This is a genomic window from Burkholderia sp. LMU1-1-1.1 (assembly GCF_040675865.1).
Taxonomy (GTDB): domain Bacteria; phylum Pseudomonadota; class Gammaproteobacteria; order Burkholderiales; family Burkholderiaceae_D; genus Rugamonas.
Genome location: NZ_JBEGHG010000008.1, coordinates 170,192 through 190,050 on the forward strand (window position 1 = coordinate 170,192; position 19,859 = coordinate 190,050).

A 19,859-nucleotide genomic window follows, 5' to 3' on the forward strand; every position below is an offset into this window, starting at 1 on the left:
CGTGTGAGGCCGACATCTTAACGCATGCCCTTGGCCTGATACACAATTTTGCCGCCCACGACGGTCTGCAGCACCTTGATGTTGGCGATGTCCTCCTCCGGAATGGTGAAGAAATTGCGGTCCAGGACGATCATGTCGGCCAGCTTGCCCACTTCCAGGGAACCGGTCAGCGCCTCCTGCCGCAGCGTGTAGGCCGCGTTCATGGTGATGGCGCGCAGCACGGCGGCGCGCGGCATGCCTGGTTGCTGGCCGAGGCGGCCGGCGTATTCCTTGCCGGCGTCGGGGGCGGCGGTGCGGGTCACGCCCACTTTGAGCGCGAACCATTCGTCCAGCGGATCGACCGGCCAGTCGCTGCCATAGGCGATGCGGGCGCCGGCGTCGAGCAGCAGCGCCTGCGGCTGGACGGTGGCATAGCGCGCCGGACCCATATAATCCTTCAGCGCGCCGACGGTGTCGGGCGCCGGCTTGGCCCACTGGAACGACAGCACCGGCGTCACATCGAGCTTGGCGAAGCGTGGATAGTCGGCCGGCGCGACGATTTCATCGTGCGCCAGCGCGGGACGCACGTCCTTGCCGGCCGGCGTGGAGCGCAGGTATTCGATCGCGTCCAGCGTCTCGCGCACCGCGCGGTCGCCGTCGACGTGGATGTGCGGATCGACGCGGGCGTTGGCCAGTTCGGTCAGCGTGGTCCTCAGCGCCTCCTGCGTGAAGTAGCTGGCCGGTCCATTGCTGGCGCCGGGCTGCCAGTCCGGCTTGTCGGCCGTGCCCTTGTTGACCAGATACGGCTCCAGCATGGCGCCGGTGAAGGCGGGCGCCGAGATCACGCCGTCCATGAACAGTTTGGCGTGGCGCACCTGCATCGATGGCGCGACCGTGGTCGGACCCTGGTCGAATTGCTTTTGCTGCTTGAGCAGCTCGGCGACGGCGCTTTGCGGCGTCGCTCCCTTGTCCAGGTCGATCAGCACCGCGAAGTGCGCGCGCGCGGTCAGCTTGCCCTGCTTGTGCAGGTCGGTGAAGGCGGTCATCGTCTCCGGATCGGTGTAGGCGTCGAGGAAGGAGGTGATGCCTTGCTTGCGCATCGCCGCCAGCGCGGCGGTGGACGCGGCCAGGTTCTCGGCCACCGTCAACGGCGGCAGCAGGTTCATCGCCATGTCCTGGGCGGCGTCCTCCAGCAGGCCGGTGGCGTTGCCGCTGGCGTCGCGGGTGATTTTTCCGCCCGCCGGATCCTTGGTGTCGCGCGTGATGCCGGCCAGTTCGATCGCCTTGGAGTTCAGCTGCACCGAGTGGCCGAAGGACGAGCGCACGATGACGGGGCGGTCGGTCTTCAGCGCGTCCAGCGTGGCGGCGCTGGTTTCCACGCCCTCCGGCAGCATCCCTTGCTGGAACCAGTTGACCACCACCAGCCAGCGGTCGGCCTTTGATTTTTTGTCCTTGTCGAGGCATGCCTGGATGCGCGACTGGAACTGGGCGACGGTCAGGGGCTCGTAATTCAGGCTGCAGTTGAGCAGGCGGCTGCCGCCCGATTGCGGATGCATATGAGCGTCGATCAGGCCTGGCATCAGCATGCGGCCTTTCAGGTCGACGACCTTGGTGGCTTTGCCGGTCAGCGGCTGGACGCCGGCGTTGTCGCCGACGTAGACGATGCGGCCGGCGCGCACGGCCAATGCCTGGCGCATGCTGTCCTTGGCGTCGACGGTGTAGACGTAGCCGTTGCGGTAGACGGTATCGGCGGGTGGTTCGGCGGCGTGCGCCGCGTTTTGCACAGACACCGCCGCCAATAGTGTCAGTCCTGCGAAATAAGCCCTGCTGGTCATGCATCCCCCGGGTTATGCGGCCTCCATCGGTTTGGTGCGCGGCGCCAGCGGCAGAAACGCCAGCAGGTTCCCCGCCAACACCAGCGCCAGCCCGCTCAAGGCCAGCGGCGTCCAGTGGTAGCCCTCGTAAATGGTCGAAATGGTCAGTGCCACGATGGGGAATAATACCGTGGAATAGGCGGCGCGGTCCGGTCCTATGCGGCCGACCAGCAGCAAATACGCGGTGAAGCCGATCACCGAGCCGGGAATGGCCAGATACAGCAGCGCGCCCAGATAGCGCGGCGACGGATCGAGCGCGAACGGCATGCCCATCGCGAGGGCGGCCACGCCCAGGGTGGTCGATCCGATCAGCATGGCCCAGGTATTGGTCAGCCACGGCGTCAGCCCCAGCGACTGCATTCGGCTCGACAGCAGGTTCCCGCACGAGAAGCACAAGGTACCGGCCAAGGTCAGCGCGAGGCCGAACAGCACCTTGCTGTCGTTCCAGTGGCCGGCCATCTGCGGCGCGAACAGCAGCACGATGCCGCTCAAGCCGAGCAGGGCGCCCGTCATCACCTGGCGGCGGATCGGCCGGCCGAGGAAGATGCGGCCGTTGATGGCGTTCCACAGCGGCGCCGTGGAAAAGACCACCGCTTCCAGCCCGCTGGCGACCCACTGGCTGGCGTAGTAGAAGCACAGGAAGTTCAGGCAAAACAGCGCGATCCCCTGCGCGAACAGGTAGGGCCAGGCCTGGCGCGGCGGCCACCAGGGCTTGCGGGTGACCAGCAGGAACGCCATCAGCACTGCGGCAGCCAGCCAGAAACGATAGGCGATCGATACCGGCGCCGGCACCGTGCCCAATTGGAAGGTGATGGCGATCCAGGTGGTGCCCCAGATCAGGACAGTCAGGAGGTAGAGGAAGATATTCATGCCGTCAGCATGCAGGAGCGGCGATGCCGGCGGCTTGTCTGAAATTGCGCATTTCGTGGCGGGGGCGAGGCGGTGGCACCTGCCCGTGCTAGACTTTACCCATCATGCCAGCACGTTCCCCTCTCAATTCGCAAGCTCCCGCGCCGGACGGGGTGATTTCGCACGCCGTGTTCCGGACGATGTCGGAGACGGATGCGCATCTGGAGCGCTTCGCGTGGCTGGGGGACGATCTGGCGGTGGCCATCTGGCGGCGCGACACCGAGATCGCCGAGACCAGCTACAACAAGCCGGGACACCATACGCTGTCGTACTACATGGGCGGCGGCTATCGCACCGAGCGCGGGGAGCTGCCGGGGCTTTACGGCGCGCCGGAGCGGCTTTGCACGCTGCCGGACTGGCACGAGTCTAGCTGGATGGTGCGCGGGCCGCTGCGGTTCTTGCACGTCTACTTTTTGCCCGAGCATTTCACGCGGCGCGCGGTGGTGGAGCTGGACCGCGAGCCGCGCGAGCTGACCCTGGCCGACCGCACTTATTTCGAGCATGAGCGCATCGGCGCGTTGTGCGCGGGACTGGCGGATATGTCCTGGGAGGGGCCGGACGCGCGGCTGCGCGCCAACGAGGTGACGCACGAGACCTTGAGCCATCTGCTGCTGTCGCAATCGATGCCGACGCCTCCGCAGCGGGTGCGTGGCGGGCTGGCGCCGGCGGTGCGGCGCCGGTTGGCCGATTTCATCGAGGCGAATCTGGCGCGGCAGATTTCGCTGGGGACGTTGGCGCAGCTGGCGTGCATGTCGGAGTACCACCTGGCGCGGATGTTCAGGATTTCGTTCGGCATGCCGCCGTCGGCGTGGGTGGCGGAGCGGCGGATCGAGCACGCGCGGCGGTTGTTGAAGACCACCAGCCAGCCGTTGCAGCAGATCGCCGACGCGTGCGGGTATGCGGATTTAAGCCATTTCAGTCACCGCTTCCGCGACAGCGTCGGGGCGCCGCCGAGCCGGTACCGGAGCATCGTGGCATAGGCCGCGCAACCCCGCTACCTTTCCCCTCGACGCTCGCTCCGCCTCTTAGGGTCGTACCCCGTACGGGGTACGACCCTGCCTGGCTACGCGGGTTTTTCGAACGAAAACCCGGGCGCGTAAATATGATACCCGTCGAAATCGCCCTTGCCGATCGCCACCCCCCGGCTGCGCGCGATGGCGTACACCATGCTCAGGTGGAAATAGAAATTCGGCAGGATATATAAATTCAGATACTCGTCGGCCGGCAGCGCCAGGTCGGCGAAGCCCGCGCGGTCGCGGCAGATCCGGTCCGCCGGGCCGTTGAAGTGCGACGGCGGGATGTCGGCGATGAAGCGCATCGTTTCGACGACCTGCCACTGCAGCCCCGCGAACGAGATTTCGTCGCCATTGAAGCTGACCACCGGCACCCCGGCCAGCGGGCAGCAGCCGCGCAGCGCGAAATTGGCGGTGGCCCTCACGTGCTGCGCGAATGGCAGCATGTCCTCATGCAGGCGCGCCGCCAGCAGATCAACGCCGGCGTCACCTCCGGCCGCCTCGATCTTGCCCAGCATCCCGCACAACTGCGCGAGCGAACGATGAAAAATCGCGGACGGATGCATGCCTTACTCCATTTCGCTGATCATGGCGACGATCTCGTCGCCGTAGGAGGCCAGTTTTTTCTCGCCGACGCCGGAGATGCCGCGCAGGTCCGACAAGGTGGTCGGCCGCGCCTTGGCGATCTCGCGCAACGTCGCGTCGTTGAAGATGATGTACGCCGCCACGTCGTGCGCGCGCGCCGTCTCCACCCGCCACCAGCGCAGCTTGTCGAAGATGGCTTGCTCGGCGGTCGACAGGTCGCTCTCCACATAACCCTTGGAGGCGCGGCCGGCGCTTTTTTGCTTGACCGGTTTCTGGTACTGCCGCAGCTGCACCTTTTGCCCGCCCTTGAGCACCGGCCGCGCGGCGTCGGTCAGCTTGAGCGAGCTGTATGACTCGTGGTCGACCGTCACCAGCCCCAGCGCGATGGCCTGGCGCAGGATGGCGCGCCATTCCTGTTCGCTGCGGTCGGCGCCGATGCCGAACACCGACAGCGAATCGTGGTGCCAGGTCTTGATGCGTTCCGTCTCGATCCCGCGCAGCACTTCGATCACATGGCCGGCGGCGAAGCGCTGGTCGACGCGGTACACCGCCGACAACAGTTTTTGCACCGGCACCGTGCCGTCGAAGGACACCGGCGGAATCAGGCAGGTGTCGCAGTTGCCGCACGGCCCGGAGCGCTCGCCGAAGTAGTCGAGCAGGCGCACGCGCCGGCAGCTCAAGGTCTCGCACAGCCCCAGCATCGCGTCGAGCTTGTTGCCCAGCACGCGCTTGAAGGTTTCGTCGGCTTCCGATTCGTCGATCATGCGCCGCTGCAGCACCACGTCCTGCAGGCCGTAGGCCATCCAGGCGTTGGCGGGGGCGCCGTCGCGGCCGGCGCGGCCGGTCTCCTGGTAGTAGCCTTCGATGCTCTTGGGCAGATCCAGGTGGCAGACGAAGCGCACGTCCGGCTTGTCGATGCCCATGCCGAAGGCGATCGTGGCGCACATGACGATGTTTTCTTCGCGCAAAAACTTGGCCTGGTTGGCCGCGCGCTTGGCGTGGTCCATGCCGGCGTGATAAGCCATCGCGCGCACGCCGTTTTCGTTGAGGAACTCGGCGGTCTCCTCGACCTTCTTGCGCGACAGGCAATAAACGATGCCGCAATCGCCGCCGTGCTCGGTGGTGATGAAATCGAGCAACTGCTTGCGGCCGTTGGCCTTCTCGACGATCTGGTAGCGGATGTTGGGGCGGTCGAACGACGACACGAACTGCATCGCGTCGCCCAGTTGCAGGCGGTGGACGATCTCGGCGCGGGTCTGCGGGTCGGCGGTGGCGGTCAGCGCGATGCGCGGCACGTTGGGGAACTGTTCGTGCAGCACCGACAGCTTGATGTACTCGGGCCGGAAATCGTGGCCCCATTGCGAGACGCAGTGCGCCTCGTCGATGGCGAACAACGCGATCTTCGAGGCTTGGAACAGGTTCAGGCAGCGCTCGGTCATGAGCCGCTCGGGGGCGACGTAGACCAGGTCGATCTCGCCGGTGCGCACCAGGCGCTCGATGCGCTGGGCTTCCTCGTAGGTCTGGGTGGAGTTCAGGAAGGCGGCGCGCACGCCGACCTCGGCGAGCGCGTCGACCTGGTCCTGCATCAGCGCGATCAGCGGCGAGATGACCACGCCGACGCCGTCGCGCACCAGCGCCGGGATTTGGTAGCACAGCGACTTGCCGCCGCCGGTGGGCATCAGCACCAGCGCGTCGCCGCCGCCGCTGACATGGCCGACGATCTCCGCCTGCTGGCCGCGGAATGCCGGATAGCCGAACACGGTTTGCAGCAGATCGAGGGCGCGTTCGTTATTTTCCTGGTGATTCATGATGCCACTGCAACTACTCAAAAAGTTAGTCCTTCCAGACGATCACGCCAGTGTAACCTGTGATGAGCACCAGCAGGCCAAAAGCGATGCGATACCACGCAAATATCGTGAAAGTATGGGTGGCGATATAACGCAGCAGCCAGCGCACGCAGAAGAAAGCGGAAATAAAGGCCGACACGGTGCCGAGGGTAAACATCGGCAGGTCCGACACCGACAGCAGCGCGCGCGCCTTGTACAGCGAGTAGACGGAGGCGATCAGCAAGGTCGGAATGCCGAGCAGGAAGGAAAACTCCGTGGCCACCTTGCGCGACAGGCCGAACATCATGCCGCCGATGATGGTGGCGCCGGAGCGGCTGGTGCCGGGAATCAGCGCGAATGCTTGGGCGATGCCCATTTTTAAGGCATCGAGCGGCGTCATGTCCTCGACCGAGTGCACTCGCACGCTGACCGGGTTGGCGGCCGCGTGGCGCTCGACGAGCAGGATGATGATGCCGCCGACGATCAGCGCCACGGCCACCGGCACCGGCTTGAACAGGTAGGTCTTGAGCAGGTTGCCGAAGATCAGGCCCAGCACGGCCAGCGGCAGGAAGGCGATGCCGATGTTCAGGACGAAGCGCTGCTGGGCGCGGTCGGAGGTCACGCCGGCGAAGGCTTGGGCGATGCGGGCGCGGTACTCCCAGCAGACGGCGAAGATGGCGCCGGCCTGGATCACGATTTCAAACACATTCATTTGCTCTTCCATGCCCTGAAAGCCCAGCAGGTGCTCGGTGAGGATCAGGTGGCCGGTGGAGGAGATCGGCAGGAATTCCGTGAAACCTTCCACGAGGCCCATGATGATGGCTTTTAGTGCGAGAACAATATCCATGTAATTAAGTATTTACGCGAGGGAGTTTGAGGGAGTGCTGCGAAGTGCTTGCCGCCGGGGTCGAAGCTTACCATGTTCGGCGTTGTCTTTTCGTAATCTAACTCAACCGTAATCCGGGATGGTGCGATGCGGCATAAAAAAGCCCGCCGGGCGCATGCTTCGCGGACGCGCGTTCTGGAAAAGGCCGTTCGGGGAAGCCTGGAGGCGTGTTGCAGCGCATCGCGAAGATGCCTGCGAGATAACGTTCGGGGTCAGCGCAGCCGCAGCAGCCGCGTCATTTCGCCGTTTTTATCCAGCGCGTCGAGCGCGGCGCTGACCTGTTCGACGGTGACGTGGCCCTTGCGCGAGACCGCGCAACCGCTCTTGACCTCGCTGACGACCAGCAGGTTGTAGCCGGCCGCCAGCTCGCCGTGGGGGAATTGCTTGTCGATCGACTGGCCCGTGGTCAGGAAATAGTCGAAGCGCCCGGCCTGCCACTTGCGCACCGTCAGGTTGAGCGACGGCGCGTCGTCGCGCACGAAGCCGGCGCCGAGTTTTTGTTCGATGTCCGGATAATGGAAGCCGAGCACGGTGCCGACGGTTTTGCCGCGCACGGCCTCGAGCGACGCCGGGGCCGGCACCCGCTTCGAGGCTATCAGCACTTCCGAGGTGGGGATGAAGGTGCGGCTCCAGTTGAAGTCGCCTTTGAACCAGGCCGGCAGATAGCCGCAGACGATGTCGCCTTCGCCCGATTCGAGCGCGCTCGTCATGCGTTTGCGCGGCAAGCCGATGAAGCGCACCGGCATGCCAAGCTGCTTGCCCAGCGCGTTGCCCAGGGCCTCCTGGAAGCCGCCCTTGCGCGGCCCCGACTGGGCCGGCGCGTCCTCGATCTTCTGCACGAAGCGCAGCGTGCCTTTGGCCGGCTCCGCCGCCGCCACCCTCAACGGCTGCGCCGCCAGCAGCGCGGTGGCGATGAGGGGGAGTAGTGCACGGAGTGATGCGGTCATGCGGCGCGCCCGGAGATGTTAACTTAGCAAAAGGTAGCCCATTACCCGCGCGCCGTCAATCGAACGACCGCGCGAACGACCGCTCCACCTCGGCGATCTCGGCGCGCAGCCACGCGGTGAAGTGGGCGACCTTGGCCATGCCGCGCTTGCCGGGATTGACCAGCAGCCGGTAGCCGCGCCCGTAGGTGGCGGTGAAACCGGGAATCATCTTCAGCGCGCCGCTGCGGATGTCCTCGTAGGCGATGGTGTAGTGGGTCAGGCCGACGCCGTGGCCGGCCAGCGCCGCCTGCACCAGCACCGCCGCGTTGGTGTAGGAGCGCGAGAAGTCGTGCTTTCCCTTGAGCAGGCCGTGGTCGCGCAGCAGCCTGATCCAGTTATCGGTGGAGTCCTCGTACAGCAGCGGAAAACGCCGCAGGTCGGCCGGGGTCAGCGCCGTCTCGCCGGGCGCCAGCAGCGCCGGGCTGTAGACCGCCACCAGCCGCACGTGGAACAGGAAGTCGGGATCGTTGTCGTCGACCGTCGTGATGCGCAGCGCGACGTCGGTGTTGTCATCGTTGAGGTCGACCAGCCGGTCGGTCGAGTCGATGCGGATATCGAGCTCCGGATACAGCTTGGTGAAGCGGTCGATGCGTTGCACCAGCCATTTGATCGCCAGCGAGTGCGTGGTCGAGATGCGCAGGATTTTTTCCTCGTCGCCGCCGCGCAGCGCCTCGACCTTGGTGCGCAGCTCGCCGAGCACGCGGCGCACCGTCACGGCCAGTTCCTGCCCTTTTTCCGTCAGCGTGATGTGGCGCGGGTGGCGGATGAACAGCTCGAAGCCGAGCGCCGCCTCGAGCTGCTTGACCTGCAGGCTGATCGCCGCCGGCGTCTTGTGCAGTTCCTGCGCAGCCAGCTTGAAGCTGCCCCAGCGGGCCGCGCAGTCGAAATCGACCAAGCCGGACAGGGAGCGCAACGGTTTGTTCATGACATCCTGAGGCTAAGTTTTTCTTATGCATCAATCGAAAATAACTCGTTTGATCGCGCGTGCATGCGGGATGAAAATATACCCCATACGCCGATGAAACTCCATGAGTAAGATTTTATCGATGGGAAAGGCGTCAACGATACGATCAGGAGGCATCATGTCCCATTCCACCACATCCCCCCACGCGGTCCAGCACGGTATGGCCGCCTGCGCGCCGGCGCCGGCGCCGTCCGCGTCGCGGGCGACACTGTATGCGCGCGTCCACGCCCAGCTGATGCAACTGTTGGCGGGGATGGCGGCGCGCTAGGGGCGCCGGCAATGCGGGCCCATCAGTTGTTTGAGGGCGCTGGCCGCCAGCGGGTGGCTGATAAAGCTGCCCTGCAGTTCGTCGCAGCCATTCTCGCGCAGGAACGCCGCTTGCAGCTCCGTCTCCACGCCGGTGCCGACGACCTGGATTTTCAGGTCGTGGCCGACGTCGATCAACATGGTCGCCAAAGTGCCGTGGTCGCCGTCCTGGGAAATCCCGCTGACCGCCGTCTTGTTCAGTTTCAGATGCGCGGGGCCGAACTTGGGCAGGTTGCTCAAGCTGGTAAAGCCGTTGCCGAACTCGTCGATGGACAGTTTGATGCCGGCGTCGTGCATTTGCCGCGCGACGTCCTGGCTCAGTTGCAGGTTGCGCACCAAATTCTTTTCGTTGATTTCCAGCTCCAGGCTGTCGGCCGGCAAGCCGGCGTCCGTCAGCCGCCGATGGATATCGGCGATATAGTGTGGCTGGCTGATTTCGCGGTAGCCGACATTGATGGACACCGCCAAATCGACGAAGCCGTCGTCGCGCATGGCGCGCAGGAACTGCACCGCGAGATCGAGCACGCGCGCGCCGATCGCCCGCACCATGCCGTTCTCCTCGGCCTCGGCCATGAACGAGATCGGCGTCACCACCCCCAGCTCGGGGTGGCGCCAGCGCAGCAGCGCCTCGACGCTGCCGTAGCGTTCGGTCCGCGTGCACAGGCGCGGCTGGAACAGCAAAAAGAACTCGTCGTTGTCGATCGCCGCGCGCATGTCCGCTTCCATCTTGTGTTTGGCGTCCGAGGACGACTTCATGTCCGCCGAATAGAAGTGCACATCGCTTTTGCCGGCCGATTTGGCGTGGTACATGGCGATGTCGGCCGCCTTGACCAGGTCGACCGGCGAATCGCCGTCGTGCGGATAGATGCTCACGCCGATGGCCGCGCCGATGGTGATCTCGCCGCTGTCGAAGGCGACCGGCACCTGCAGGGCGTCGCGCAGGCGGTCGAGCATGCGCAAGGTGTAGCGCAGCGACGGCTGGTTGGCCAGCACCAGCACGAATTCGTCGCCGCTGAGCCGGGCGACGGTGTCGCTGTCGCGCACCGACGCCTCCATGCGTTTGGCGACCGAGGTCAGCACCACGTCGCCGGCCTCGTGGCCGAAGGTGTCGTTGATCAGCTTGAATTTGTTCAGGTCGATCAGCATCGTCGCCACCAGCGTCTTGTTGCGCTGGGCGACATGCAGCGCCTGCTCCAGCCGGTCCCACAGCAGGTTGCGGTTGGCCAGGCCGGTCAGCGGATCGTGGTTGACCCGGTGCTCCAGGTGCGAGGTGCGCTGCTTGACGGCGGTGACGTCGTTGATGACGCCGATGTAGTGCGTGACGACGCCGTCGTCGTCGTGCACCGGCGTGATGGTCAGCTCGTTCCAGAACAGCGCGCCGTCCTTGCGCAGGTTGCGGAAGATCACGTTGGCCTCGCGCCGCTCGCAGATGGCCTCGCGCAGTTGCATGCGGGCGTCCTGGTCGAGCCCCGGCGCCGCCATGAAGCGCGAGTCGCGGCCCAGCACTTCCTGCGCCTTGTAGCCGGTGATGCGTTCGAAGGCCGGATTGACGTACTCGATCGGATTGTCCTTGCCGGCGCAGCGGCTGATGACGATGCCGTTGCTGGCCGCGTGCAGCGCGCGCTCGCGCAGGCGCAGCAGGGTTTCCTGTTGATGGCGCCGGGTCACGTCCAGCCCCATGCCGCAGACATAGTACTCGCCCTGGCACTCGATGCGCGTGCCGGACATCAGAAACCGGGTCAGCTTGCCGCTGCGGCTGACGAAGTCGGCCTCGACCAGCGCCTCCTGATCCTCGTCGAGCACCGCGCGCAGGTTGTCCGCGATCCGCGTGCGCTCCGGCTCGCTGAACAGGTGCGGCACGTGGACCCGTTCCAGTTCCCGGGGCGTCATCTCGGTCACGCGTTCCATATTGGTGTTCCACAGGACGAAGTGGCCGTCGCGGTCGATCACATAAAAGGTGCCCGGAAACAGCTTGATGATCGCGCTGAGCGGCGTGGCGCCAAGCAGCTCGGCCTTGCCGTGCGCGCCCCGCGCCGTGGCGGCGATATCGATGGCGCAGGCGGCGAGCTGGCCGTCGGGCGAGTATTGCGGCCACAGCCGTATGTGGGCGCGGCGCGGGCACGCGCCGGCGGCGGCGATGCCGATGGTCCGGCGGCCGCCCTCCGACAGCAGCGCGGCGGCGTCGCGCGCCCAGTCTGCGCGCGCGTCCGACGCGAGCAGATCGGCGATATTTTTTAACCGGCCGTTGGGCCACCCGAACGCGGCGGCGCTGGCGCGGTCCCAGGTCAGGATGTCGCCGTTCGGGGCCACCAGTAAGACGGTTCTCGCGTCATTGCGTTGCTCGTGTTTCTTGTCCATGTGGTCCGCCGCTCGCATGTGAGGGAGCCTGCTCTCGCGGCAAGGCACCTACGATTGGACAGCGCGCGCGGGACTACGTTCCTTGGACAGGATCTGAATCACTTAGGGCGCGGTGGCGTGCTCCAGCTCGTCGAGCCACAGCATGGCTTGCTCGCGGCTGCCGCCGCACATCTCCACCGACGGCTGCAATCCGCCGCAGCACGCCGGGCGCTCGGGTTGGCCGAAGATGCCGCAGCGGTTGTCGTCCTGGAGCTGGATGCAACGCACGCCGGCCGGCTTGCCGTCGGGCATACCGGGGATGGGGCTGGAGATGGAGGGGGCGGTGCAGCAGGCGCCACAGTTCGGGCGGCATGCCATCGCCGGCGTGGTCGAGGTCATAGGGCCGGTATTTTACCCGGCTTTGCCGGCGGCCAGCCATTTCTCGATGTGGCCGGCGACCCAGGCGCCGTCGTCCAGGGGCAGGTCGTGGCCGGCGTCCGGATGCTCGCGGTGCTCGGCTTGCCAGGCCTCGGCCAGCCGGCGCGAGCAGCGCGGATCGACCAGCTGGTCGCCGGCGCTGCTCAACACCAGCAGCGGCACGGCGGGCCGCGCGGCCGGGGCGCGGAAGCGCGCGGCCGACCACAGCTGGCGCAGCGCGTTGGCGCGCGTGACGGGAAATTCGCGCTGGTAGCCCAGCCAGCGGTTCAGCAGGCCGGCGCGTTCGGCGGCGTCGCCGTGGCGGCTGGTCAGGCGCAGGATCAGCCGTTCCTGCCGTTCGACGCCGCCGTCGAGCAACTGCCTGACGATGGCGCCATAGTTTTGCCAGCGCAGCCGCTCGTGGAAGCGGCTGTAGGGACGCATGCTGGTGTTGATCAGCACGCAGCGGGTCAGCTCGCCCGGATGGCGGCTGGCCCATTCCACCGCCACCATGCCGCCCAGCGACAGCGCCAGCAGCGAATACGGCGGGCGTACGCCGCGCGCCAGCAGATCCTGGCGGCAGAACGCCACCATGTCCGCCACCGTCGTCGGGCTGCGCAGCGCGTGCCGCTGGCCGTTGCCGGGCAGGTCGGGGGTGACGACTTCCGCGCCCGCCACCGTCTCGGCCAACTGGTTGGGAAAGCGCCCCCAGTGGCGCTGCTCGCGCATCAGGCCGCGCAACAGGACCCAGGTGCCGGCACCGGCGTGGGTGCTCATGTGTGATACCACTGCGACAGCGCGCGCCGGTGTTGCACCTTGCGCGCCAGGCCTTCCGGCATCCAGCGTCCATGGCTGTTAGCGGCCCGCATCAGGAAATCGAACCAGATCAGGTGGCGCCGCAGCACCCGCTGCAAGCGGTGCGCCGCCGTCGGATTGAAGAAGGCGACGCGGTCGAAGATCTGGCGCGGATTTTTCTTCACCCACAGCCACGAGCCCATCTCCAGCGTCAGCGGCAGGAACGCGCGGTCGCTGCCGGTGGTGCCGTTCAGGTACAGGTAGTCCCACAGGTCGCCATGGGTGCGGTACTGGCGGCTTTGCGGCTCGAACACGTAATTGTGGTTGGGATAGCTCTGGCTGAACAACTGTTCCAGCGCGCCGATGTCGGCCAGGTGCGGAATCGGCGTGGCCGTGTGGGCGTGCGGGAACCAGATGCGGTCGCGCAGGCCGAAGCCCGAGTGGCAGTCGAGCGCCATGCTGAACTGGCGCGTCAGCAGCTCGCGCGTGACCAGGTCGCAGACGGCCTGGCTCTCCGGCTCCATCGGCGCGCCGGCCACGCCGCGATACCACGGCAGATGGTGGCTATAGCGCTGGCCGCCCAGCATGAACGGCACTTTTTCCACCGCGCTCAGCGGCGCGTTGCGCATCAGGTCGACGCCCTGCGGATTGCAGCGGGTGGCCTGCCACATGCCGCCGGGATTGACCAACGGCATGAACACCAGCCGCATCGACTCGAGTTGCTGGTGCAGCGTGCTGTCCCAGCGCAGCCGCGCCAGCAGGCTTTCGAGGAAGGACAGGATGACTTGCGTGCCGATCCGCTCGAGGCCGTGGATGCCGCCGAAAAAGCCCAGCGCCGGCACGTCCGGGCTCGGATTGCCCAGCGCGATCGTGTAGACGGGGAACTGGCGGCCGTCCATGGCCACCGTGCAAGGGGCGTTCACTTCCAGATGGCGTCCGCCTTCGTCGATCAGACGTTTCAGGGTGATCAGTTCGGGCAGGTTCTTCTCGGGCATGTAAGCGCAGGCGGATAGGTGTGACCGACAGTGTAGCCCACTCGCGGAGGGTTTGCGCGATGTTGAATGTTGTTTCGTATTTAATGTTATGCTGCGGAAATATTGTGACATCAATCCAGATCGGGAGCTTCCCCATGACAGCAAGTGCAACAGTTCGTACCATCATTGCCGCCTCCACCACGCTGGTGCTGGCGCTGGGCAGCCCGGCGGCGCTGGCGCAGAATGGCGTATCCAACTTCACGCCGTCCGAGAAAATCTCGGTCGGCACCATGTCCATCCTGGCCGCGCCGGTGGTCAGCGTGGCCGCGTCCGGCCATGGCGATTCCGGCGGCCCGGCCGCCGGATCGGTCGCACTGGTCCTCGGCGGCGCCTACGTCGTCAGCGGCATCGGGCAGGGCGTGGCGGACGGCGTCGAGGTGGTGCTGACTTCGGTCAGCTCGGCGGCCAAGCTGTCGGTCAAGCTGGCCGGCAGGACGGTTGACGCGATCGGCCTGTCGGTGGGCACGACGGTGCAGGTGGTGTCGGAAACCACCGGCACCCTGCTGGTCGCATCGGGCAAGGTGGTGGCCTTCATTCCCAACGCGCTGGGCGAAGCGCTGTTGTCGCAAAAACGCCTGCCGCCGCAATGAGCGCGCGGACCCGGTTGGGCGCGGCGGGGTTGATCGCCTCGGTGGTCGCCATGCTGGCCGCCGCGCCGGCGCATGCCGGGCGTCCGTGCGAAGAGCATCCGGTGACGCAGGTCGCGCTGACCGATGCGCTGGCCACCGGCCACGCCCTGCAGGCCGCGCTGGACGCCGCCGGTAGCGACGTGGCGGTGGTCGCGCGCCAGGGGCAGGATCTGTCCAAGTACGGCTTGAAGTACAGCCACGCCGGCCTGGCGTTCCGCAGCGCGCCGGGGCAGCCCTGGCGCGTGTACGAACTGCTCAACGAATGCGGCACCGCCGATTCCGCGTTGTGGGTCGACGGCCTGGCGAACTTCTTCCTGGAGGATCCGTTTACGCTCGATGCGCTGATGATCGTGCCGCCGCCGAAACTGGCCGCCAAGCTCGGCGAGGTCCTGCGCGATCCGGCGGCGCTGCACGGTTTACACGGCAGCCGCTACAACATGGTGGCCTATCCGTTCTCGACCAAGTATCAGAACTCCAATCAGTGGGTGCTGGAGGTGCTGGCCTCGGCCGAGTCCAGCGATTTCCGCATCCGCACCCGCGAGCAGGCGCAGTCGTGGCTGAAGATGGCCGGCTACACGCCGACCGAGATGCGCATCGGCCCGATGACGCGGCTGGGCGGGCGCGTGTTCAAGGCCCACATCGCCTTCGACGACCATCCCAATGCGCTGCGCTTTGCCGACCGCATCAACGCGGTCACGGTCGATTCGATGCTGGCCTTCCTGCGCGGACGCGAAGAGGGCTGGCGTGTGCAGGAGCTCAAGGGCCGCCGTTGACGCCCTGGAGCTCGCTGCACGCCAGCGCGATCTGTTCGCGCAGCCAACGCTGGGCCGGATGGGCGTCGTTGCGGCGGTGCCAGTGCAGCACGAAGGGCACCGGCGCCAGGTCCAGTTCGGTCGGCAGCGGCAGCACCGCCAGCGCGCCGCGCAAGCCGCTGGCCCGCACCACGCCCTCCATCATCGTGGCCAGCACGTCGCTGGCGGCGATGATCGCGGGCGCGGCGTACATCTGCGGCAGGGCGATGGCGATGGTGCGCTTGCGGCCCAGCTGCGCCAGCCTCACGTCGACGTGGCCGACGCCGTCCCCCTCCGGCGACACCAGCAAATGCTGGTGTGCCAGGAAGGCGTCGAGCGGGACGATCTTGTTGTTCGCCACCGGATGGCCCTTGCGCGCCACGCAGACGAAGCGTTCCTCGAACAGCGGCAGGGTGGGAATGCGCGGCGTGCTGCCGCCCAGAACGCCGATGGCGGCGTCGACCTCGCCGGCGTCGAGCAGCGCCAGCGCGTCTTCGCGCGCGGTGAAGGCGCGCACCCGCAGCGTGACGCCCGGCGCCACCCCCGCCAGCCGCTTGAGCAGCGGCGGCAGCACGACGAAGGCCGGATGATCCGATAGCCCCAGCGTCAGGCGCAGCGTCGAGGCGGGCGGATCGAACGCCTGCGTGAAGTCCAGCGTGCGCTGGATGACGGCCAGCGCCTCGCCCAGCGGCGCCGCCAGTTCCAGGGCGCGCGGGGTCGGCTGCAGCCCGGCCGCGCCGCGCACGAACAGCTCGTCTTTCAGCAGCAGCCGCAGGCGCCCCAGCGCCGCGCTCATGGCCGGCTGCGTTCGGCCGATGCGCACGCCGGCGCGCGTCACATTGCGCTCGCACATCAGGGCGTCGAAGGCGACGAGGAGGTTGAGGTCGATTCCATGTAAATCCATGGCATGGATATTACTGCATATCCATTATCGATTGGAGTTGTGTGATCGGCCTTGCTACAGTGGCCGTGTCACTCAACCACACGAAAGCACACCATGACCATGCAAGACAACGGCCTGACCCGGGCCCAGCAGCAAGCCATCGAAAATCTCTACGGCGCCTTCAACGACAAGAATCCGGCCCTGCTCGACCAGGCGCTGACGGTCGACTGGGAGGATATTCCGCTCGGTCCGAACCAGCAGCCCGGTCTGGCGGGCATGAAACCGGTGATCGCACTGTTCGCCGCCGCTTTCCCGGACGTGAAGATCACGATCCTCGACATCTTCGGCCGCGACGGCCGCGCCGCCGTGCGCGCGCGGATCACCGGCACGCACAGCGGCGAGTTCTTCGGCATCGCCCCGACCGGCAAGCCGATCGCCATCGCCATCCACGAATTCCACCACCTGTCGGCGGACCGCATCACCCGCACCTGGCACCTGGAAGACTGGTTCGGCATGCTGAACCAAGTGGGCGCGTGGCCGCCCAAGGCGGTCTGACCACTTCAATTTGTGGTCTGATAGGTAAACGTTTAATAAGTGCTTGACGTAATGGTCGACCTTGCCTAGCCTTCGTATCGGAGATTCAATTTACCGATATAAATAGAAAGGTTGATAATGAAGCAATTGCCCCGCCGATTGGCCCTGTTGGTCGCCGCCGTCCTCGCCGCCGGCGCCGTTCACGCCGAAGGCCCGTTCCGCAATCCCGACAACAAGAGCGCCAACGACGCCGGCGAGGGGACCTACCCGGTCCCCTACAAAAAGCCGACCGAGGCCGAGATCGTCGGCGCGCTCGACCGCGTGCGCGGCTACATCGACAGCATCACGCCGACCCGCATCGTCGACAAGGCGACCGGCAAGCCGATCACCGACCTGAACAAGCCGGTCGCGGGCGCCGTGTTCGAGCAGTCGCCGGGCGACTTCGGGCTGATGGTGTACGAGATGGGCGTGATCCACTCGGGCCTGCTCAAGGCGGCCGAGGTCACCGGCGACAAGCGCTACAGCGACGTCACCCGCCGCCACCTGCAATTCTTCAAGGACACGCAGCCGTACTTCCAGGCGCAGGAGGCCCGGTTCAAGCTGGGCCGCGCCAACAGCTTCACCCGCTTCCTGGAGCCGCGCTCGCTCGACGACAGCGGCTCGATGTGCGCCGCGCTGGTGCGCGCCCGCTTCGCCAAGGTCGGCCCGGACCTCAAGGGCATGATCGACACCTGCAGCGGCTATGTGCAGAAGAAGCAGTACCGCCTCGACGACGGCACCTTCGCGCGCCAGCGTCCGCAGGCCTCGTCGCTGTGGGCCGACGACATGTACATGGGCATTCCGGCGCTGGCCGAGATGGGCCACCTGACCGGCGACAAGGCCTGGTTCGACGACGCCGCCTCCAACGTGCTGACGATGGCCAAGCACCTGTTCAACGAGCGCAACGGCCTGTTCACGCACGGCTGGAACGCCAACAACCCGGACGCGCCGCGCTTCTACTGGGCGCGCGCCAACGGCTGGGCGGTGTTGTCGATGAGCGACCTGCTCGACGTGCTGCCGAAGGACCATCCGGCCTATCCGAAGGTGCTGGCCCAGCTGCGCGCCAGCCTGCGCGGCATCGCCGAGCTGCAATCGGGCACCGGCCTGTGGCACCAGATGCTCGACCGTAACGACTCCTACCTGGAAACGTCGGCCACCGCGATCTTCGTCTACGTCTACGCGCACGCGATCAACGAGGGCTGGATCAGCCCGACGACCTACGGCTCGATCGCCCAGGCCGGGTGGATCGGCCTGAGCACGCGCATCAACGCCAAGGGGCAAGTGGAAGGCACCTGCGTCGGCACCACGTTCGCCAGCGACCAGGTGTATTACTACAACCGCCCGGTCAGCGTCGACGCGATGCACGGCTACGGTCCGGTGCTGCTGGCCGGCGCCGAGATGGTGAAACTGCTGAAGAATCCCGCCATCGATATCCAGCACAAGCTGCGCACCTACCACTACGTGCCGCGCGCCAACGGCGCGCAGATCAGCGAGCACTGATCCGTCCGATGTAAGGCGGCATGAATGCGGGCCCGGCCGCCTGGCCGGGCCCGCGCCGCCGCTTAGCTGCGGTACAGCGGGTTGGAGGCGACGTACACCGTCACCTTTTTCTTGAAGGTGCCGGCCGGCGCGATCTTGGCCAGGTCGAACGAGGTTTCGTGGTGCAAGGTCAGGAAGTGCCAGGTGAAGCTGGTGCCGTTGACCTTGAATTCCACGGTCTCGCCATTCTCCACGCGTACGTGCTTGGTTTTTTCCGTGATCACGATCTGGCGGTGGGCGCTGGCCGCCGGCGCGGCGGTGCCGTATTTGGCGGTGTCGGCGGTGTCGGCCGTGGCCGCGAAGGCGGTGGCGGTCGTGGCGAACAGGGCGCCGACCAGGGCGGCGGTGCGGATCGATTTAAACATAGTGGTGGTTCCTTCAAATGTGCGACGGTTGAGTCCATACGTGCGGACAGGTTTGTCGGCAGCATTCGATTTGCTGCCGATGAACACAGTATGGGGACGTTGTCGAGGCACAAAATCTGCCGACCGGGGGGGAGGGGGTATGCCGGGCGGCATATGCTGGCGTGAATGTCCGCGGGAAGCTGTTTCCGCTGGCGGCGGCAAGGATTTCAAGCCGGTGCGCAGACCGCCGTGGTGGCGCCCATTTGCAGCGTCACCGGCACGACGATCTCGCGCGGCGGTCCGCCGTTGATTAATTGTTCGGCCAGCGTGATGGCCTCGACGGCGATGCGCTCGATGTCCTGCACCACCGTGGTCAAGTCGTACGGCATGCCCGGCAGGCCGTCGAAGCCGACCACCGATACCTGTTCGGGCATCCGCAAGCCCAGGTCCTCCAGCGCGCCGATGGCGCCGATCGCCATCTCGTCGCTCGCGCAGAACAGGGCGGTGAAGCGCAGTCCCCCCTCCCAGGCGCGGCGCACGGCGCGGTAGCCGCCCAGCACCGTGAATTGTCCGTCCAGTTCCAGCTCCGGACGTGGCGCGATGCCCGCTTCGGCCAGCGCCATGCGGTAGCCATGGCGGCGGTCGACGTCGGATTGTTGCGCGGTTTGCATGCCGACGAAGCCGACCGCGCGGTGTCCCAGGTCGAGCAGGCAGCGGGTGGCGAGCGCGCCGCCGCCGACATCGTCGGGCACGACAAAGGCGGCGTTCGGCTGATGCCCCAGCACCACCGCCGGCACCTTGCGGCGCGCCAGCAAGGCCAGGCGCTCCTGCACTTCTTCCGTGTTATGCAACAGCACCGCATCCGGCAGGCGGGCATAGCTTTCCAGCGGCGCGCTCATCTCGACAAAGCGGGTGCCGCGTTCGCCGGCCTCCTGCACCAGCGCGCGCCAGAACAGCGCGAAGTAGGGGCCGGAACCGCCCTTGGTCAGCGAGATGCCGACGCTGTGGCGCGAGCGCCGGCTCAATTCGCGCGCCGTCGGATCGGGCGTGTATCCGGACGCGTCCATCGCGGCCAGGATGCGCTGGCGGGTTTCCTCCGCCATGCGCCCCTTGCCGTTCAGGGCGCGGCTGACGGTGCCCTTCGATACGCCAAGATTCAGTGCGAGTTGGTCCAGCGTCATCTTCACTG

At 66.5% G+C, this 19,859-nt stretch carries 20 protein-coding genes; 6 read left to right on the forward strand and 14 right to left on the reverse strand.

Annotated features, from left to right (window positions below; translation table 11 throughout):
• Window positions 1–17: 17 nt before the first annotated feature.
• Window positions 18–1,814, reverse strand: a complete 1,797-nt coding sequence (locus MRBLMU1_RS09525) for an amidohydrolase (protein ID WP_363500075.1) — start codon at window positions 1,812–1,814, stop codon at window positions 18–20.
• 12 nt (window positions 1,815–1,826) lie between these two features.
• The gene (locus MRBLMU1_RS09530) at window positions 1,827–2,723 is read right to left on the reverse strand and encodes a DMT family transporter (RefSeq protein ID WP_363500077.1); all 897 of its coding nucleotides are present in this window, start codon (window positions 2,721–2,723) and stop codon (window positions 1,827–1,829) included.
• Between the two features lie 104 nt (window positions 2,724–2,827).
• Between MRBLMU1_RS09530 and MRBLMU1_RS09535 the strand changes: the two genes are divergently transcribed.
• Window positions 2,828–3,742: an AraC family transcriptional regulator gene (locus MRBLMU1_RS09535; RefSeq protein WP_363500079.1), complete on the forward strand. Its 915-nt coding sequence runs from the start codon at window positions 2,828–2,830 to the stop codon at window positions 3,740–3,742.
• A gap of 83 nt (window positions 3,743–3,825) precedes the next feature.
• Here MRBLMU1_RS09535 and MRBLMU1_RS09540 read toward each other — a convergent pair whose 3' ends face one another.
• The 5 genes from MRBLMU1_RS09540 to MRBLMU1_RS09560 form a co-directional block, all read right to left on the reverse strand.
• Complete coding sequence (locus tag MRBLMU1_RS09540; protein ID WP_363500081.1) at window positions 3,826–4,341, reverse strand: DUF1993 domain-containing protein; 516 nt, start codon at window positions 4,339–4,341, stop codon at window positions 3,826–3,828.
• Window positions 4,342–4,344: 3 nt separating this feature from the next.
• Complete coding sequence (recQ, locus tag MRBLMU1_RS09545) at window positions 4,345–6,168, reverse strand: DNA helicase RecQ (protein ID WP_363500083.1); 1,824 nt, start codon at window positions 6,166–6,168, stop codon at window positions 4,345–4,347.
• A gap of 25 nt (window positions 6,169–6,193) precedes the next feature.
• Entirely contained in the window at window positions 6,194–7,033 is an 840-nt protein-coding gene (locus MRBLMU1_RS09550; protein ID WP_363500085.1) for an undecaprenyl-diphosphate phosphatase, read from the reverse strand.
• A 251-nt stretch (window positions 7,034–7,284) separates the two neighbouring features.
• Window positions 7,285–8,019, reverse strand: coding sequence for a substrate-binding periplasmic protein (locus MRBLMU1_RS09555; RefSeq protein ID WP_363500088.1), 735 nt, complete (start codon window positions 8,017–8,019; stop codon window positions 7,285–7,287).
• A gap of 55 nt (window positions 8,020–8,074) precedes the next feature.
• The gene (locus tag MRBLMU1_RS09560; protein ID WP_363500090.1) at window positions 8,075–8,983 is read right to left on the reverse strand and encodes a LysR substrate-binding domain-containing protein; all 909 of its coding nucleotides are present in this window, start codon (window positions 8,981–8,983) and stop codon (window positions 8,075–8,077) included.
• Between the two features lie 157 nt (window positions 8,984–9,140).
• On the opposite strand from MRBLMU1_RS09560, the gene MRBLMU1_RS09565 reads away from it, so the two are divergent.
• Entirely contained in the window at window positions 9,141–9,290 is a 150-nt protein-coding gene (locus MRBLMU1_RS09565) for a hypothetical protein (RefSeq protein WP_363500092.1), read from the forward strand.
• Here the strand turns inward: MRBLMU1_RS09565 and MRBLMU1_RS09570 are convergent.
• The 4 genes from MRBLMU1_RS09570 to MRBLMU1_RS09585 form a co-directional block, all read right to left on the reverse strand.
• Window positions 9,287–11,686 (reverse strand): sensor domain-containing protein, encoded by a 2,400-nt coding sequence (locus MRBLMU1_RS09570; protein ID WP_363500094.1) that lies wholly within the window; start codon window positions 11,684–11,686, stop codon window positions 9,287–9,289. The two genes, MRBLMU1_RS09565 and MRBLMU1_RS09570, sit on opposite strands and share 4 nt — an antisense overlap.
• A gap of 102 nt (window positions 11,687–11,788) precedes the next feature.
• Entirely contained in the window at window positions 11,789–12,064 is a 276-nt protein-coding gene (locus tag MRBLMU1_RS09575; RefSeq protein WP_363500096.1) for a YkgJ family cysteine cluster protein, read from the reverse strand.
• 12 nt (window positions 12,065–12,076) lie between these two features.
• Window positions 12,077–12,859, reverse strand: a complete 783-nt coding sequence (locus MRBLMU1_RS09580) for an alpha/beta fold hydrolase (RefSeq protein ID WP_363500098.1) — start codon at window positions 12,857–12,859, stop codon at window positions 12,077–12,079.
• A complete protein-coding gene (locus tag MRBLMU1_RS09585) occupies window positions 12,856–13,872 on the reverse strand; it encodes a M14 family zinc carboxypeptidase (protein ID WP_363500100.1) in 1,017 nt (338 codons plus the stop codon). Before MRBLMU1_RS09585 ends, MRBLMU1_RS09580 begins: the two co-directional genes overlap by 4 nt.
• A gap of 134 nt (window positions 13,873–14,006) precedes the next feature.
• On the opposite strand from MRBLMU1_RS09585, the gene MRBLMU1_RS09590 reads away from it, so the two are divergent.
• A complete protein-coding gene (locus MRBLMU1_RS09590) occupies window positions 14,007–14,501 on the forward strand; it encodes a hypothetical protein (RefSeq protein ID WP_363500102.1) in 495 nt (164 codons plus the stop codon).
• Complete coding sequence (locus MRBLMU1_RS09595) at window positions 14,498–15,313, forward strand: DUF2145 domain-containing protein (RefSeq protein ID WP_363500104.1); 816 nt, start codon at window positions 14,498–14,500, stop codon at window positions 15,311–15,313. The genes MRBLMU1_RS09590 and MRBLMU1_RS09595 overlap by 4 nt, the downstream gene beginning before the upstream one ends.
• On the opposite strand, the gene MRBLMU1_RS09600 is transcribed toward MRBLMU1_RS09595, so the two are convergent.
• A complete protein-coding gene (locus MRBLMU1_RS09600) occupies window positions 15,297–16,235 on the reverse strand; it encodes a LysR family transcriptional regulator (RefSeq protein ID WP_363500107.1) in 939 nt (312 codons plus the stop codon). The two genes, MRBLMU1_RS09595 and MRBLMU1_RS09600, sit on opposite strands and share 17 nt — an antisense overlap.
• Window positions 16,236–16,328: 93 nt before the next feature.
• Between MRBLMU1_RS09600 and MRBLMU1_RS09605 the strand changes: the two genes are divergently transcribed.
• Both MRBLMU1_RS09605 and MRBLMU1_RS09610 read left to right on the forward strand, forming a co-directional pair.
• Complete coding sequence (locus MRBLMU1_RS09605; RefSeq protein ID WP_363500110.1) at window positions 16,329–16,769, forward strand: ester cyclase; 441 nt, start codon at window positions 16,329–16,331, stop codon at window positions 16,767–16,769.
• A 117-nt stretch (window positions 16,770–16,886) separates the two neighbouring features.
• Window positions 16,887–18,287 carry a glycoside hydrolase family 88/105 protein gene (locus tag MRBLMU1_RS09610; protein WP_363500113.1) on the forward strand — a complete coding sequence of 467 codons (1,401 nt, stop codon included), beginning with the start codon at window positions 16,887–16,889 and terminating at the stop codon, window positions 18,285–18,287.
• A gap of 62 nt (window positions 18,288–18,349) precedes the next feature.
• Here MRBLMU1_RS09610 and MRBLMU1_RS09615 read toward each other — a convergent pair whose 3' ends face one another.
• A complete protein-coding gene (locus tag MRBLMU1_RS09615; RefSeq protein WP_363500116.1) occupies window positions 18,350–18,691 on the reverse strand; it encodes a CzcE family metal-binding protein in 342 nt (113 codons plus the stop codon).
• A gap of 206 nt (window positions 18,692–18,897) precedes the next feature.
• A complete protein-coding gene (locus MRBLMU1_RS09620; RefSeq protein ID WP_363500120.1) occupies window positions 18,898–19,851 on the reverse strand; it encodes a LacI family DNA-binding transcriptional regulator in 954 nt (317 codons plus the stop codon).
• Between the last annotated feature and the right edge of the window lie 8 nt (window positions 19,852–19,859).